This window comes from Pseudarthrobacter sp. lyk4-40-TYG-27, from assembly GCF_030209295.1.
Classification (GTDB): domain Bacteria; phylum Actinomycetota; class Actinomycetes; order Actinomycetales; family Micrococcaceae; genus Arthrobacter.
Genome location: NZ_JARVSH010000004.1, coordinates 58,007 through 73,514 on the forward strand (window position 1 = coordinate 58,007; position 15,508 = coordinate 73,514).

Annotated in this window: 19 protein-coding genes; 12 read left to right on the plus strand and 7 right to left on the minus strand. The window is 63.6% G+C overall.

What is annotated here, in order from left to right; all coding sequences use genetic code 11:
- Nucleotide 1 precedes the first annotated feature (1 nt).
- The 11 genes from QRM96_RS07840 (at nucleotide 2) to QRM96_RS07890 (ending at nucleotide 8,924) form a co-directional block, all read left to right on the plus strand.
- On the plus strand, nucleotides 2–877 hold the full coding sequence (locus QRM96_RS07840) for a type II secretion system F family protein (RefSeq protein ID WP_018760420.1): 876 nt from the start codon (nucleotides 2–4) through the stop codon (nucleotides 875–877).
- Nucleotides 878–886: 9 nt separating this feature from the next.
- Nucleotides 887–1,102 (plus strand): Flp family type IVb pilin, encoded by a 216-nt coding sequence (locus tag QRM96_RS07845; protein WP_018760421.1) that lies wholly within the window; start codon nucleotides 887–889, stop codon nucleotides 1,100–1,102.
- A 260-nt stretch (nucleotides 1,103–1,362) separates the two neighbouring features.
- Entirely contained in the window at nucleotides 1,363–1,569 is a 207-nt protein-coding gene (locus QRM96_RS07850) for a Flp family type IVb pilin (protein ID WP_285319118.1), read from the plus strand.
- Nucleotides 1,570–1,651: 82 nt separating this feature from the next.
- Nucleotides 1,652–2,026 carry a TadE/TadG family type IV pilus assembly protein gene (locus tag QRM96_RS07855; protein WP_285319120.1) on the plus strand — a complete coding sequence of 125 codons (375 nt, stop codon included), beginning with the start codon at nucleotides 1,652–1,654 and terminating at the stop codon, nucleotides 2,024–2,026.
- Complete coding sequence (locus QRM96_RS07860; RefSeq protein WP_285319122.1) at nucleotides 2,014–3,066, plus strand: pilus assembly protein TadG-related protein; 1,053 nt, start codon at nucleotides 2,014–2,016, stop codon at nucleotides 3,064–3,066. Before QRM96_RS07855 ends, QRM96_RS07860 begins: the two co-directional genes overlap by 13 nt.
- A 22-nt stretch (nucleotides 3,067–3,088) precedes the next feature.
- Nucleotides 3,089–3,838 carry a Flp pilus assembly protein CpaB gene (cpaB, locus tag QRM96_RS07865; RefSeq protein ID WP_285319123.1) on the plus strand — a complete coding sequence of 250 codons (750 nt, stop codon included), beginning with the start codon at nucleotides 3,089–3,091 and terminating at the stop codon, nucleotides 3,836–3,838.
- Nucleotides 3,835–5,028 carry a CpaE/TadZ family protein gene (locus tag QRM96_RS07870; protein WP_285319124.1) on the plus strand — a complete coding sequence of 398 codons (1,194 nt, stop codon included), beginning with the start codon at nucleotides 3,835–3,837 and terminating at the stop codon, nucleotides 5,026–5,028. The genes cpaB and QRM96_RS07870 overlap by 4 nt, the downstream gene beginning before the upstream one ends.
- Nucleotides 5,028–6,530 carry a TadA family conjugal transfer-associated ATPase gene (locus QRM96_RS07875; RefSeq protein WP_285319125.1) on the plus strand — a complete coding sequence of 501 codons (1,503 nt, stop codon included), beginning with the start codon at nucleotides 5,028–5,030 and terminating at the stop codon, nucleotides 6,528–6,530. Before QRM96_RS07870 ends, QRM96_RS07875 begins: the two co-directional genes overlap by 1 nt.
- On the plus strand, nucleotides 6,527–7,459 hold the full coding sequence (locus QRM96_RS07880; protein ID WP_285319127.1) for a type II secretion system F family protein: 933 nt from the start codon (nucleotides 6,527–6,529) through the stop codon (nucleotides 7,457–7,459). Before QRM96_RS07875 ends, QRM96_RS07880 begins: the two co-directional genes overlap by 4 nt.
- 7 nt (nucleotides 7,460–7,466) lie before the next feature.
- On the plus strand, nucleotides 7,467–8,354 hold the full coding sequence (locus QRM96_RS07885; RefSeq protein ID WP_285319129.1) for a type II secretion system F family protein: 888 nt from the start codon (nucleotides 7,467–7,469) through the stop codon (nucleotides 8,352–8,354).
- Between the two features lie 93 nt (nucleotides 8,355–8,447).
- Complete coding sequence (locus QRM96_RS07890; RefSeq protein ID WP_285319130.1) at nucleotides 8,448–8,924, plus strand: Hpt domain-containing protein; 477 nt, start codon at nucleotides 8,448–8,450, stop codon at nucleotides 8,922–8,924.
- Nucleotides 8,925–8,932: 8 nt separating this feature from the next.
- Here QRM96_RS07890 and QRM96_RS07895 read toward each other — a convergent pair whose 3' ends face one another.
- A complete protein-coding gene (locus QRM96_RS07895; protein WP_285319131.1) occupies nucleotides 8,933–9,718 on the minus strand; it encodes a response regulator transcription factor in 786 nt (261 codons plus the stop codon).
- 252 nt (nucleotides 9,719–9,970) lie between these two features.
- Between QRM96_RS07895 and QRM96_RS07900 the strand changes: the two genes are divergently transcribed.
- Nucleotides 9,971–11,638, plus strand: coding sequence for a sensor histidine kinase (locus QRM96_RS07900; protein ID WP_285319132.1), 1,668 nt, complete (start codon nucleotides 9,971–9,973; stop codon nucleotides 11,636–11,638).
- On the opposite strand, the gene QRM96_RS07905 is transcribed toward QRM96_RS07900, so the two are convergent.
- From QRM96_RS07905 to rpmJ, 6 genes are all read right to left on the minus strand, one after another.
- Complete coding sequence (locus QRM96_RS07905) at nucleotides 11,635–12,528, minus strand: tRNA pseudouridine synthase A (RefSeq protein WP_285319134.1); 894 nt, start codon at nucleotides 12,526–12,528, stop codon at nucleotides 11,635–11,637. The genes QRM96_RS07900 and QRM96_RS07905 overlap by 4 nt on opposite strands.
- A 32-nt stretch (nucleotides 12,529–12,560) precedes the next feature.
- A complete protein-coding gene (gene rplQ, locus QRM96_RS07910; RefSeq protein ID WP_109044358.1) occupies nucleotides 12,561–13,136 on the minus strand; it encodes a 50S ribosomal protein L17 in 576 nt (191 codons plus the stop codon).
- 67 nt (nucleotides 13,137–13,203) lie between these two features.
- Nucleotides 13,204–14,214 (minus strand): DNA-directed RNA polymerase subunit alpha, encoded by a 1,011-nt coding sequence (locus QRM96_RS07915; RefSeq protein ID WP_013601812.1) that lies wholly within the window; start codon nucleotides 14,212–14,214, stop codon nucleotides 13,204–13,206.
- 130 nt (nucleotides 14,215–14,344) lie between these two features.
- Entirely contained in the window at nucleotides 14,345–14,746 is a 402-nt protein-coding gene (gene rpsK / locus QRM96_RS07920; protein ID WP_018760435.1) for a 30S ribosomal protein S11, read from the minus strand.
- Nucleotides 14,747–14,800: 54 nt separating this feature from the next.
- Nucleotides 14,801–15,175, minus strand: a complete 375-nt coding sequence (gene rpsM, locus QRM96_RS07925; RefSeq protein WP_003803743.1) for a 30S ribosomal protein S13 — start codon at nucleotides 15,173–15,175, stop codon at nucleotides 14,801–14,803.
- 184 nt (nucleotides 15,176–15,359) lie between these two features.
- Entirely contained in the window at nucleotides 15,360–15,473 is a 114-nt protein-coding gene (gene rpmJ / locus QRM96_RS07930; protein WP_009358722.1) for a 50S ribosomal protein L36, read from the minus strand.
- Between the last annotated feature and the right edge of the window lie 35 nt (nucleotides 15,474–15,508).

Consider the following 15,508-nt stretch of genomic DNA (forward strand, 5'->3'; position numbering starts at 1 on the left):
CATGCAACCCATCGCATTAGCAGCAGTATTGGCCATCGTCGTGCCGATTTCGGGCATGGTTTGGTTGTCGTTCACAGGCGACCGGGCTGCCCTGCGTCGCATCAAGGCCAACCTGGGCGGCCGTTCCGCGCAGGCATCACAGTCACTCAACATCAGCCAACAATTCTCGAGCCTGTCCAAGCGGATTACACCCCGCGGCTACGAGGGCTGGCTTGACAAACAATTGTCGGGCGCGGGTCGACCAAAACAATGGCCGCTGTCCCGGATCCTTATGATCAAGCCAATGCTGGCTTTCGGCGGCGCCCTCCTGGGCCTTCTGGTCTTCATGGGCGCACCCTCGGCCGGGAGGTTCTTCATTGCCTTTGTGATTGTCGCACTGGCCTATTTCCTTCCAGACATCCTCTTGCGGAACTTTGCCCAAAAGCGCCGGGAAGCAATCAGGTTGGAGCTCCCGAATGCCTTGGATCAAATGCTGATTTCGGTTCAGGCGGGCCTCGGATTCGAAACCGCCATGGGACGTGCCGGTGAGAATGGCAGGGGGCCTCTTGCGGATGAACTAATCAGGACTCTTCAAGACATTCAGGTAGGACGCTCCCGCAAGGAGGCGTACCTGGCTCTCTCGGAACGAGTTGACGTTCCCGCAGTGCGGACGTTCGTTCGGGCCGTGGTACAGGCCGATACCTACGGCATTGCCATCGCCGGCGTGTTGAAGGCACAGGCGAAAGACATGCGCATTAAACGCAGGCAGATGGCCGAAGAACACGCCATGAAGATGCCGGTCAAGATGCTCTTCCCGCTGATCTTCTTCATCCTGCCGACGCTCTTCATCATTTTGCTGGGGCCTGCTGTCCTTCAGATCATGGCAGTTTTCTCTTAGGGGGCAGCCATGTTGAATTGGTTCCTTGGTTTTATAACCCGACGCGCCGAAGCTCTGCGTACGTTGATGATGGACCAGCGCGGAGCGACAGCCACCGAATACGGGATATTGGTCGCATTCCTTGCAATGGCTCTGGTTATCGGCATCACCGCTTTTGGCCAGGCCCTGAACCTCCACTACCAGAACCTCGCGACAACATTGAGCTCGGCTCTGGGAATCCCCTGATCCCTCCACCAACAGCGCAGCTTGCGCCCATAGTCCGGACCCCCTCGGCACCCAGAACCGAGGGGGTCCGTTTTTGTGTGTTGACGTCCCTGAATCCCACCGCCAACCGAGTAAAAGCCCAGCATTTGCGCAGGACGCAGGCAACAGGGAAAGGCTTTGCGCAGGATGTTGCAAGATCCGGTCAAGACGGCAAAACCCGTTGCTAACTTCAATTCAGTGCTGGTGCAGGGCCAGCCAATCCGTCTCGCTCAGGAGTCAAAATGCTTTCTCTCTACACCAACCTCATGATCCGCCTTCGCAGCGAAGAGAAGGGCGCCACCGCAGTTGAATATGGCATCATGGTCGCCCTTATTGCAGTCGTCATCATCGTCGCTGTAAGCACCCTCGGAGGCCAGCTCCAGACGATGTTTACGAACGTCACGACTGACATCGCGCACCCGGCAACCACCACTGTGCCCACGCCGTAACTGCTGGTAATCCGGCGCGAAACCGTCAGAAAGTCAGCAGACGTAAGCATCACGAAGACATTCCGGGAGGAGGTGCAGCAGGGTGAAAAACGATTCGGAACGCGGAGCAGCCGCAGTCGAATTCGCCATCCTGTTGCCCCTCCTCTTGATGTTGGTGCTGGGTACCATCGAGTTCGGCAGGGCTTACAACGCCCAGATCACGCTGACCAACGCCGCCCGAGACGGTGTGCGTGTGATGGCGATCAACAACAACCCAACTGCCGCCAGAACTGCAACCCAGACTGCGGCGGCCTCCGTCAGTTCCACGATCCCCGCCTCTGCCATCACGGTGAGCCCCAGCACGTGCAGCACCGGAACCCAGGTCACCGTCACCATCAAATACACGCTCTCCACCATTACCGGCATCGCGGGACCGTTCGCGATGACCGGCAAAGGAGTTATGTTGTGCGGCGGCTAAGGGCAACTCAACCAGTTGGCAGGACAACAGGCGAGCGCGGTGCCATATCAGTCATCGTCGCCATCATGCTGGTGGTCCTCCTCGGCTCCGCCGCGATTGCCGTCGATGTCGGCGTGTTGTACTCGGAACATTCACAGCTTCAAAGTGGTGCGGACGCCGCCGCCATCGGCATGGCCCAAAAATGCGCACGCAACTCAGCTGATCCAATGTGTTCCACAACGTCCACGTTGGCCGTCTCACTCGCCAATCAGAACGCACTGGACGGCATGAGCAATGTCCGCTCCATCGCCTTGGACACAACGGCACGCAAGATCACCGTTAGCACCACGGCAAAAGAAACCGGCGCACCCGCAGACTCTGTCTCCCTCTTCTTCGCGGACGTCCTCGGTATTCCTACCGCCAAAGTCGGCGCAAGTGCCTCCGCTGCCTGGGGGAGCCCCAAAGCCGGCCGAACAGCCTTTCCACTGGCCTTCTCCATCTGCCAGGTCAAGGGCAACATCGACGGATCCCTACAGCTTCTGCAGGACCACGGCCAGAACGCCAACCCCTCCTGCAACTATGGACCATCGGGCGCTGCAGTTGCAGGAGGCTACGGCTGGCTGGCCCAGGACACCGGAAAATGCGGTGCCACCATAGACGTCGCGGTGAGTGAGGGTGGCAGCGACCCGGGCAACAACGCTCCCGGTAATTGCGATTCCACTCTGAACAAGTGGGGCGCGGACATCACTGCCGGACGTAAAGTCATTGTCCTGCTACCCGTCTTCAACAAGATCACCGGCACCGGCTCCGGAGCAATTTACAGCTTGATAGCCTTCGCGGCCTTCGACATCACTGGTTGGAAATTCAGTGGCGGCACCGGCCTCCCTTATGAGTTCCAGAGCACCAAATCAACAGCCACTGGCGTCACCACAGCAACCCAGTGCACCGGAAACTGCCGAGGGGTCATCGGAAAGTTCGTCACCTACGTCTCACTCGCGGACGGCTACACCCTCGGCCCAGTGGACCCTTACGGCGCCACCATCGTCCGCCTTACCGTCTAGAACCACCAAACCAGGAGTAAAAGTGAAATCTCGCATGCTTGCCGGAACGGCTGCGGTCGCCTTGGCGCTTGTGGGAGCCCTCCTCATCATCGTCTACGCCCAGGGAGCCGACCAGCGTGCGATGGCAACCACGAGTCCCCAAAAAGTGCTGGTCGTCCAAAAAGCCGTACCGGCAGGAACGTCCGTGAACGATATGGCAGCATCGCTGGTCATCGAGGACGTTCCGGCTGCGGGAATCGCACCCAGCGCTCTGAGCTCACTGGATGGAAAGGCCGGCAAGATCGCCGCCGTAGACCTCGTTCCCGGCGAGCAGTTGCTCGCCGAACGGCTCGTTGACCCGGTAGATGCAAAGTCCAGCGGCTCCGTTAAGGTGCCCGCAGGCATGCAGGAAGTCACCTTCGAACTGGAAGCCAAACGCGTGGTGGGCGGCCGGATCGAAGCCGGAGACCACGTTGGCATTGGATTCAGCTTCGCCGCAGGCGCCGACAAGACCAAGACAGGCGAAGCCACAACCCAACTCACCCTCCGCAAAATCCTGGTCACCGCCGTCCAGCGTGCCCCGCAACCAAGCGCAAAGCCCACGGACGGCACCAACCCGCAGGACACCACCCTCCCGCAGGGATCGTTCATGGTCACCGTTGCCGTCAGCGACATCGACGCCACCAAGATCATCTATTCCTCAAACAACGGCGATCTCTGGCTCACCAAGGAACCCCTCGACGCCCAGGACAACGGCGGCTTCATCGCCAGGAAGGACACGGTATACAAGTGAGCCGCTTCGTCCTCCTCTCCCCCAACGGCGACTTCGACCAGAAGCTGCGCGCCGCCGTCGCCAACGGCCTGCGCGGCACCGTCCAGACCATCTCCAGCGATATCCTCCCGGCGGGCCCGGCGGAACTGTTCGCCCTCCTCAACCAGGAGCAGCCCGAGGTGCTCATCATCGGCCCGGATGTCACGTACGAGGAAGCACTCCGGTTCGCCAAGGTCTTCGACGTCCAGCTGCCCGGCCTCAGCCTGGTCCTCGTCAGCGACGTTGACCCTGCCGGCCTGCTGCACGCCATGCGGGCGGGTATCCGCGACATCCTCAGCCCCCTGGCGGACGCCGCCGAAATCCGGGTACTGCTGGAACGCGCCTGCCAGTCGTTCGCCACCCGGCACCGCGGCCCCGAGGCGCAGCAGCCGGGAGACGGCAAGGGCCTAATCATCGGCGTCTTCTCCCCCAAGGGCGGCGTCGGCAAGACCACCCTGGCCACCAACATTGCCATCGGCCTGGGCCAGGTGGCACCCATGAGCGTGGTCATCGTGGACCTTGACCTGCAGTTCGGCGACGTCGCCTCCGGCCTGTACCTCAACCCCGAACACACCGTCACGGACGCCGTCACCCCGGCCGCCGCCCAGGACTCCCTGGTCCTCAAGGCCTTCCTCACCGTGCACCCGGCCGGCATCTACGCCCTGTGCGCCCCGCCCAACCCGGTGGATGCGGACCACATCACCCCGGACCAAGTCAGCCACCTGCTGGACCAGCTGGCCCAGGAATTCCAGTACGTGGTGCTGGACACCGCCCCCGGCATGCCGGAAATCGGGCTGGCCGCCATGGAAAAATGCACTGACGTGGTCTGGGTCAGCGCCATGGACATCCCCAGCCTGCGCGGCCTCCGTTCCGGCCTGGAAGTCCTCCGCCAACTGGACATCATGCCCGAGTCCCGCCACGTGGTCCTGAACATGGCCGACGCCAAAGCCGGCCTGAACGTCCGCGACGTCGAATCCACCATCGGCGCCCCGGTGGACGTCAGCGTCCCCCGCTCCCGGGCAGTGGCATTGTCCACCAACCGCGGCATCCCCGTCCTCCAGGACTCCAAGAAGGACCCGGCCGTCAAAAGCCTCCGCCAACTCGTCCAGCGCTTCAACCCGGCATGGCGCACGCAGGCCCAGCGGAAGCTTCACCGAAGGGTGGTTATCTGATGAAACTCTCCGAACGCATCAACGCGGCCCAGGGCCGTCCCCCGGCACCGGCCGGTACCGCGCTGCTGGAGCCTCCACACCCTGCCCCCGCGCCCGCCCCGGCCGCCGCCGACGGTACGGACAAACGCCTTCCCGCCCATGCCGCCGTCGTGCATTCAACGCACGACGCCGGCACTTCCTTTGTGCCCAAGGCACCCGGCGTGGACGTCTTCGCAGCCATGAAGGACAGGGCGGCCACCGCCCTGTTCGAACGCATGGGAGCCCGCTTCAACGACGCCGCCGTCACCGAGCAGGAACTGCGGAGCACCGCCAAGGATGAGCTCACCCGCATCATCGATGCAGAGCAGGTTCCGCTCAGCGCGGAGGAACGCGCCCGCCTGGTCCGCGACGTGGCCGACGACGTGCTGGGCTACGGTCCCCTGCAGCGATTGCTGGACGACCCCGCCGTCACCGAAATCATGGTCAACCGGATGGATCAGATCTACGTCGAGCGGAAGGGCAAGCTGACGCTCACCGAATCCCGCTTCAGCTCCGAGGAACACCTCCGCAAAGTCATCGAGCGGATCGTATCCAAGGTGGGCCGCCGCATCGACGAGTCTTCCCCCCTTGTGGACGCACGCCTGGAGGACGGCTCCCGCGTCAACGCCGTCATCCCCCCGCTGGCCGTGGGCGGCTCCTCGCTGACCATCCGGAAGTTCTCCAAGACCCCGTTGACGGTCCGCAACCTCATTGACTTCGGCACGCTCACCCCGGAAATGGCCGAGCTGCTCAACGCTTGCGTCAAAGCCAAGCTCAATATCATCGTTTCGGGCGGCACGGGTACGGGCAAAACCACCCTCCTGAACGTGTTGTCCTCCTTCCTGCCGCACGATGAACGGATCGTCACCATCGAGGACGCCGTGGAACTGCAGATCCAGCAGGACCACGTGGTCCGGCTGGAAAGCCGGCCGCCCAATACCGAAGGCAAGGGCGAGGTGACCATCCGTGAGCTCCTCCGCAACTCGCTCCGTATGCGTCCGGACCGGATCGTGGTGGGCGAGGTCCGTGGCGGCGAATCGCTGGACATGCTGCAGGCAATGAACACCGGCCACGACGGTTCCCTGTCCACGGTGCACTCCAACTCGCCCCGCGACGCCGTTGCCCGCCTCGAAACCCTGGTGCTGATGGCCGGCATGGACCTTCCGCTGCGGGCCATCCGTGAACAGATCGCCTGCGCGGTGAACCTGATCGTGCAGATTTCCAGGCTCCGCGACGGGTCCCGCCGCATTACCCATGTCACCGAGGTCCAGGGGATGGAAGGCGACATCGTCACCCTCCAGGACGCGTTCGTCTTCGACTACTCCGCAGGCGTGGACGCCCAGGGCCGCTTCATGGGCAAGCCCGTAGCCACCGGCATCCGTCCCCGGTTCATCGACCGGTTCGAGGACCTTGGCATCCATGTCTCGCCGGGGGTTTTCGCCGGTCCGCTGTCACCGGGCGCGAAGCAGGGGCAACACTCATGATCATCGGCATTGGAGCCGTCATCCTGCTGGCGGCCATCTGCCTGCTCGGCGTCGCAGTCCTCCTGCCGGGCGCCCCCTCGGTGCCGCTGGACCGCCGTCGTCCCTTTGAACCCCAGCCGCCGTCCTCCCTGACGCGCCTGGCCCTCTCGGGAGTCAAGTCCTTCGAACGGCTGCTTGCCGGCCGGCAAGTGAAACTCTTCTCCCGGGCGGAACTGGAGAACGCGGGGCTGCGGCTGAGCCAGGCGGAATTCTTCCTGCTGGTGGGGATCGGAGCCTGCGTGGGAATGCTGGTGGGCATTGTCACCGTGGGACCCCTGGCAGGGCTGCTCCTTGCGCTCCTGGCACCGTTCGCCGGCAAGCTTGTCCTCGGATTCCTGGCGGGCAGGCGCCGCTCGGCGTTCGATGGCCAGCTCGGCGACACCCTGCTACTTCTCTCCGGCGGCCTGCGCGCCGGCCACAGCATCCTGCGCGCCATCGACGCCGCGGCCATGGAATCGCAAAAACCCACCTCGGAAGAGATGCGCCGCGTGATCACCGAGACCAGCCTGGGCCGCGACCTTTTGGCAGCACTGAACGACACCGCCGAACGGATGAAGAACGAGGACTTTGTGTGGATCTCGCAGGCCATCCAGATCAACCGTGAGGTGGGCGGCAACCTGGCCGAAGTGCTGGACCAGGTGAACGAGACCATCCGCGAGCGCGCGGAGATCAAGGGCCACATCAAGGCATTGGCCGCCGAAGGCAAGTTCTCGGCCTACATCCTCATCGCCATGCCGTTCGGCATCGTGGCCATGCTGCTGGCCGTCAGCCCCAACTACATGAATTCAATGTTCACCCACCCCCTGGGCTGGGTGATGATCGGTGCCTCGTTCGTCCTGATGACCATCGGCGCGCTGTGGATGCGCAAGATTATCGACCTGAAGTTCTGAGGAAGCCATGAACCTGACCGTCGTACTCTCGATCCTGCTGGTCTGCCTGCCCCTGGGCGCATTAACCTGGTCCGTCCTGACCGTGGACAAGCAGGGCCGGATCGCCGCCGCCGAACTGCTCTCGCGTGGCGCACCGCCCGCGGCCGCCGCCCCCGCCGGAACAGGGCCGGGACTCCTTGAGGCGTTGGGCAGGCGCCTGACTCCCCCAGCTTACGTCGCCTTCCTTGACCGGCTCCTGGCCCTGGCCGGCCGGCCCGCATCCATGCCGCTCGGAAAGGTACTGGGGTCCAAGCTCGGACTTGGCGTGGCCGGCGCGGCCGGCGGCCTGTACCTGACCTCGATCGGCAGCTCACCGATCATGAAGCTTGCCGGCCTCTTTATCCTGGTTCTTGGCTACTTCATCCCGGACCTCCTGCTGTACAGCAAAGGGTCGGAACGGCAGAAGGCCATCCAGCTGGAACTTGCCAACACCCTGGACCAGATGCTCATTTCGGTGGAAGCCGGGCTGGGCTTCGAAGGCGCCATGGCACGGGCCGGTGAAAACGGCAAAGGCCCCCTTGCCGACGAACTGGTGCGCACCCTGCAGGACATGCAGGTGGGGCGCAGCCGCCGGGAATCCTACATCGCCCTGGCCGAGCGGACCAGCATTCCCGAACTGCGCAGCTTCGTGCAGGCCGTGGTGCAGGCCGACACGTATGGAATCGCCATCAGCCGGGTACTGCGTGTCCAGGCCAAGGTCATGCGCGTCAAACGGCGCCAGCGGGCCGAGGAAAAGGCCATGAAACTGCCCGTTATGATCCTTTTCCCCTTGTTGTTCTTTATATTTCCGGTGCTCTTTATTGCCATTCTGGGGCCGGCGGTCATTAATACCATCGCCACGTTTACTGGCCAGTAGGGTTGCTCAGCATGGCGGCAAGGTTGCCTCAAGGTTTACACAGAATCATCCGAAACAGCTCACCGAAGGATTTCCAGGAAGTAGCCTTGGACAATGCACAATCCCGATCCCGGCTCCAGCGGAAACAGCCCCGCTGCGGATGTGCCGCCGGCCGGGATCGCGCCGCCGCCCATTCCAGCCGCAGGTGCGGCCCATTCGCTGAAGGCGGCCGCTCTCTTGCCTCTCATTGATGCATCCGTGCTCGATGAACTCGACGATGAACTCGCAGGGTCCGGACTGGCCCGGCGCTTCGCCCGGGATTACGCCGCCATGTGGGACACACGCCTGGCCCGGCTGGGAACAGCCGTGGACAGCCAGGACGAGGCCTCAGCCTTGGACGCGGTGATCAGCCTCAAAATCAGTTCCGCAATGGTGGGCGGTATCCGGCTGGCCAAGCTCGCCGAGGTCCTCGAAGCCCTGATCCGGCAAGGCGACTTCGTCCAGGGGCAGGCCATGATGGCCGGCGTTGCCCATGACGGCGCGCGGACGGTGTCCGAGCTCCAGTCAACCTTCATCCTCGAACAGGGGTAGCGGTCCGGTCAGGCGTCGTCGGGCCGGCGGGGCGCGAGCCTGTACCCCACCCCACGGACCGTCTGGAGCCAGCGCGGGGCGAGCTGGTCCTCCTTGAGCTTGCGCCGCAGGTTTCCCACATGGACTTCGACGGCCCGCTCGTCCGCTTCGCTGATGTACGTGTCGTGGTCGTAGAACTCCCCGCGGACCGCCCGCACCAAGTCAGCCCTGGTACACACGGCGCCGCCACCTTTCAGCAGCACATGGAGCAGGTCGAATTCGCTGCGCGTCAGGCCCAGCGGTTCCCCCCTGACTTCCACGGTGCGCGTCCGGTGGTTCAGGCGAAGCCCGTTGTGCTGCAGGACACCGGACTCTGCACCCCCGGCGCCAGGAGCCGCGGCTTGGCCCCACGCGGCAGGGGACGGGCGCAGCCCGCTGACCTCCTGGCGTGGCCTGCGCATCATCGCCGCCACCCGTGCGCGGAGCTCCCTCGGCCTGAACGGCTTGGCGATGTAGTCATCAGCCCCGGTGTTCAAGGCTGACAAGAGGTCCGGTTCCTCAGTCCTCCCCGTCAACATCACCACGTAGGCGTTGCTGAACGTCCGGATCCGCCGCAAAACCTCGAACCCGTCAATGTCCGGCAGCCCGATATCGAGAGTCACAACGTTGGCCTGCTTGCTGCGGACCACCTCTACCCCGGACCGCCCATCATCAGCTGTATGCACTTCAAAGCCCGCCTGGGTCAAAACACCTTCAAGGAGGTTCCGCACGTCGGCGTCATCTTCGATGACAACAGCTACACCAAGATCGTCCATTGCTATCCCTGCGCCAGGCGGAAATGGCCCCCCATTGGCCCAGCGCCAATGCCATACCCGCTCCAACCATTTATACGCTACTAGTAAGCCCTGCTGATGACATCCGCAACAGCCCTAAAAATTGAGAAGTCAATTATTATGACAAGACATGTGCAATATGGGCGGAAAGGGGTACCTGCCCGGTATGGGAGCCGTAAAGAAAGCCTCCCGGGCACTTTGCTTTCCACAGGTAAAGGGGTACGAGTCAGAAACATGGCTGAGCCATTGTTCCACCGGGGACCCGGCCGCATCTTCCGCAGGCTGGGAACCCGCGCCCAAGTGGCGCTGTGCCAACTCCCCATCACGGTCATTGTGGCCATCATTGCCATAGCCACACCCTTCGCCTGGCCCTCGCTCACGCACAGCACCCTGTACCTGGCCGGCATTGCGTTGCACGGGATCCTGTTCTTTGCCTGTTTCCTGGTCCCTTGGGAACGCCTGGCGCACCGGGCCTACCTGCTCATCCCGGTCCTGGACTTCGCGGCCATCGGGTTCCTTCGCAACGGTGCCGCACCGCTGCTCCCTGGCCTGGCCGTGCTGGTGGTCTTCCCGGTGATCTGGCTGTCCGCCTCAGGAATGCTGACCCGGACCAGCCTGGTGCTCAGCTTTGTGGGCCCTTTCCTGATCATGGTCCCGCCAACCGTGACCCACCTCCCGTCCGTCACGGCCTCGGACCTCACCACCGTGGTCCTCTTCCCCCTCATGATGCTCGCCGTTTCCCTGGCCATCCGCTTCGCGAGCGTGAACCTGCGGCTGCAGCAACGCGAACTCGCCGAAAAGGACCGGGAACTCCGTGAGCTGCTGGCCGCAAGCCGGGAACGGGAGAAGCTGCTGGAAACGGTGCTGGACGCCACCGACGTCGGCATAGCCGCCGTCGACCGCTCAGGCCACTTCCTGGTCTCCAACAGCCGGCAGCGCAACTTCCGCCGGGTCACGGGCGCCGACGACGAATTCCCCGGCCGGGGTCACCAGCTGATCTACGGCCAGGACCGGCGGACCCTGCTTCCACCGGACCGGCGGCCCATCAGCCGGGCGATGGCCGGGGAATCATTTGCCGACTACCTGGTGTGGGCGGGCGAGGGCCCGCAACAGCGGGCAGTCTCCACCGCGGCCCGTCCCCTGGTAAGCGAAGACGGCAAGCTCACCGGCGCCGTGGTGGTGTACAGCGATGTGACGGGCTGGGTCGAGTCGCTGGCGGCAAACCAGGACCTGGTGTCCAACGTGTCGCATGAATTCAAGAACCCGCTGAACTCGATCATCGGCAACGTGGACCTGGTGCTCGACGACGTCGCCGACCTGCCGCCGCACGCAGCCAAACGCCTGCTGGTGGTGCAGCGCAACGCGGAGCGGATGATCGACCTCGTGGCTGACCTGACGGCCTCCGCATCCACCACCATGAACGTCCACCCGAAACGGACCGACCTCGCCAGCCTGGTGGAGACCAGCCTCGGTTCGGCGCAGGCGTCGGCGCAGCGGTCCCACGTGGAGTTCGCCGCGGACGTCCCTTCACCGCTCTGGGCCTACGCGGATCCGCTCCGGATCGGCCAGGTACTGGACAACCTGGTGTCCAACGCCATCAAATACTCGCCCGACGGCGGCACGGTGAGCATCAGCGCCGAAGCGGACGCCCAGTGGGTCTCACTCAGCGTCAAGGACACCGGCATGGGGATGTCAGCGGAGGACGCCGCCAGGGTGTTCAACAGATTCTTCCGCGCCGAATCCGCACGTCAGGCCGCCATACCCGGTGCCGGGCTCGGCCTGTCCATCACCCGAATGATCGTGGAGCGGCATGGCGGCACCATCACGTGCCAGAGCGGCGAAGGCCAAGGCAGCACCTTCACGGTGACGTTGCCGGCCGAGGGCCCACCGCCGTCGTTCTAATGTTGGCGCAGGGCCCGTGTCTGTTCCGCGCGGGCCAGCAAATCATCGTCGGACGGGTACGCCACTTCCTCCAGCACCAGCGGGTGCGGGGCGGCCAAAACTGACTTGGCGTCCCGTTTCTGCAGGAGCAACCGTTCGTGCAGCCAGCCCGGTTCCACGGTGCCCTCCCCCACGTAAAGGGCCGAACCCACCAAGGCCCGGACCATGTTGTGGCAGAACGCATCGGCCTGCACGGTGGCCACGATGACGCCGTCGTCACCGCGGGCGAACTCGAAGCGCTGCAGCTCCCTGATGGTGGTGGCACCTTCGCGCGGCTTGCAGAACGACAGGAAATTTTGCAGGCCCAGCAGCTGCGAGGCACCCTGGTTGAGCAGGCCAACATCCAGCGGATTCTTGTGCCACAGCGTGAAGTACCGTGCCAGCGGATCCCAGAGGGCTGGTCCGTCCGCGATCCGGTAGCTGTAGCGCCGCCAGAGGGCCGAGAAGCGGGCGTCGAAGCCCACAGGCGCCAGGGCGATGTCATGGACTTCGACGGCGCCGTGGAGATCGCCCAGGGCACGGTTCAGCGCGCCACGGAGCCGGCGCAGCAGGGCGACGGCGGGATCGAGCTCGTGCCCGCGCGGCAGTGCCAGCCATTCAGCTTCAGTGAGGTCCAGGTGGACCACCTGGCCGCGGGCGTGAACGCCGGCATCGGTACGGCCGGCCACGGTGACCCGGACCGCGCGGCGCACCACCAGCTCGATCGCTTCCTCAAGGACTCCCTGGACAGTCCGCAGGCCCGGCTGCAGCGCCCACCCGCTGAAGGGACCGCCGTCGTACGAAAGATCGAGCCGGAGACGCAAAAACCCGCCGCCCCCTAAGACGGGGGCCGCGGGTTTTTGGTGGTTCACAGACCTAAGTCTATGCGAAGCAGGTCAGCGAATTACTTCGCGTCCTTCTCCTCGGCAGCCGGAGCTTCCTCAGCGGCCGGAGCCTCTTCGGTTGCGGCGTCCTCGGCAGCAGGTGCTTCTTCGGTTGCGGCAGCTTCCTCAGCGGCGGGAGCCTCTTCGGCAGCCGGAGCGGCAGCGGCAGCTTCCTTCTTGTCGGCGTCGCGCTTGGCGGCAGAGGTAGCCTCGGCTACTACGGCCTGCTTGGCGGAAACCGGCTCCAGGACCAGTTCGATGACAGCCATGGGAGCGTTGTCGCCCTTGCGGTTGCCGATCTTGGTGATGCGGGTGTAGCCGCCGTCACGGTTCTCCACTGCCTGGGCGATGTCGGTGAACAGCTCGTGGACGACGCCCTTGTTGCTGATCAGGCCGAGAACGCGGCGGCGGGAAGCGAGGTCGCCACGCTTGGCGAAGGTCACCAGGCGCTCTGCGTACGGCTTCAGGCGCTTGGCCTTGGTCACCGTGGTGGTGATCCGCTTGTGCTCGAACAGGGATGCTGCCAGGTTCGCGAGCATGAGGCGCTCGTGAGCCGGGCCGCCTCCGAGGCGCGGACCCTTAGTGGGGGTAGGCATAATTGTTTCTCCTCATGTGGAAGCCGTGGGCGGCACACCATGGTGCTGCCCGCGGCCAAGGTCTGGTTTAGAGTTCGTCGTCGCCGAAGGCGGCGTCGTCCTCTTCGATTGCTGCGGCGCGTGCTGCGAGGTCAAAACCGGGAGGCGAGTCCTTGAGGGACAGGCCCAGTTCAACCAGCTTTGCCTTGACCTCGTCAATGGACTTTGCACCGAAGTTGCGGATGTCCATCAGGTCGGCCTCGGAGCGGGCAACGAGTTCACCCACGGTGTGGATGCCCTCACGCTTGAGGCAGTTGTAGGAACGGACGGTGAGGTCCAGATCCTCGATCGGCAGTGCCATGTCGGCTGCCAGGGCAGCGTCGGTAGGCGACGGGCCGATCTCGATACCTTCAGCTGCGGTGTTCAGCTCACGGGCCAGACCGAACAGTTCCACCAGGGTGGTGCCTGCGGAAGCGACGGCATCGCGCGGGGCGATGGCCTGCTTGGTCTCGACGTCGACAATCAGCTTGTCGAAGTCGGTGCGCTGCTCAACACGGGTTGCTTCCACGCGGAAAGTAACCTTCAGGACCGGCGAGTAGATGGAGTCGACCGGGATACGGCCGATCTCTGCGTCGCCGGACTTGTTCTGAGCTGCCGAAACGTAGCCGCGGCCGCGCTCGATGGTCAGTTCAAGTTCGAACTTGCCCTTCGAGTTCAGCGTGGCGATGTGCAGATCCGGGTTGTGGAATTCGACGCCGGCCGGCGGAGCGATGTCCGCGGCGGTGACGACTCCGGGGCCCTGCTTGCGCAGGTAAGCCACGACGGGCTCGTCGTGCTCGGAGGAAACCGACAGGCTCTTGATGTTAAGGATGATCTCGGTGACATCTTCCTTGACACCCGGAACCGTGGTGAACTCGTGCAGCACACCATCGATCCGGATGCTGGTTACGGCAGCACCGGGGATGGAGGAGAGCAGGGTACGGCGGAGGGAGTTTCCGAGGGTGTAGCCGAAGCCCGGTTCCAGCGGTTCGATGATGAACCGCGAACGGTTTTCGGAGACTACCTCTTCGGAGAGGGTGGGGCGCTGTGCAATGAGCACTTAGGTTTCCTTTCGGCGAGCATCCGCTATATGACGCAACACAGGTGGTGGAAATTCGGTCTGAAGACTTAACGCGCTGGGCTTGCCCGGGCCATCACTGGTCCGGGCAAGCTCCTGCTGCGGAAAAGAATTAGACGCGGCGGCGCTTCGGCGGGCGGCAGCCGTTGTGCGCTGCGGGGGTGACGTCCTGGATGGAGCCAACCTCGAGGCCTGCGGCCTGCAGCGAACGGATTGCGGTTTCGCGCCCGGAACCCGGTCCCTTGACGAAAACGTCAACCTTGCGCATGCCGTGCTCCTGCGCACGCTTGGCAGCGGCTTCGGCAGCCATCTGGGCAGCGAACGGGGTGGACTTGCGCGAGCCCTTGAAGCCAACCTCGCCAGAGGAAGCCCAGGAAATAACAGCACCGGAGGGATCCGTGATGGAAACGATGGTGTTGTTAAAGGTGCTCTTGATGTGCGCCTGGCCAAGCGCGATATTCTTCTTGTCCTTCTTACGCGGCTTGCGAACCGCGCCACGAGTCTTCGGGGGCATTTTTTCTCCTACAGAAAGTTATTGGGGAAAGTCCGTAAATCCCGAGCGGGGATTTTAACGGGCCTTCTTCTTGCCGGCGACGGTACGCTTCGGGCCCTTGCGGGTACGTGCGTTGGTCTTCGTACGCTGACCGCGTACGGGCAGGCCCTTGCGGTGGCGCAGGCCTTCGTAGCTGCCGATTTCAACCTTGCGGCGGATATCTGCTGCTACTTCGCGGCGAAGGTCACCCTCAACCTTGTAGTTGCCTTCAATGTAGTCACGCAGCTCAACCAGCTGGGCGTCAGTCAGGTCCTTGACGCGAACGTCAGCGCTGATGCCCGTGGCAGCCAGGGTTTCGTGTGCACGGGTCTTGCCCACGCCGTAGATGTAAGTAAGCGCAATTTCCAGCCGCTTTTCGCGGGGAATGTCTACGCCAGCGAGACGAGCCATAGTGGCAGTACTCCTTGATAAACCGGAGGTCGTAGGCAGTACACCCGCACATTCCGTACGGCCCCAGCCTCCGACCGGGGGTTAGCTGTCCGGACTCTTTCGAGCTCAATGTTCCAGATCAGCTTGTGCTGCCTTTATTTACTTGCGTGGGTTAGCAACCCAGGATTTCCTTCAGGGAAGGAAATTAGCCCTGGCGCTGCTTGTGGCGCGGGTTCTCGCAGATCACCATGACCCGGCCGTTACGGCGGATCACTTTGCACTTTTCGCAGATCTGCTTGACGCTCGGCTTGACCTTCATGGCGTTCCTTTGCGTGTAACAGTTGGTCAGCTGGA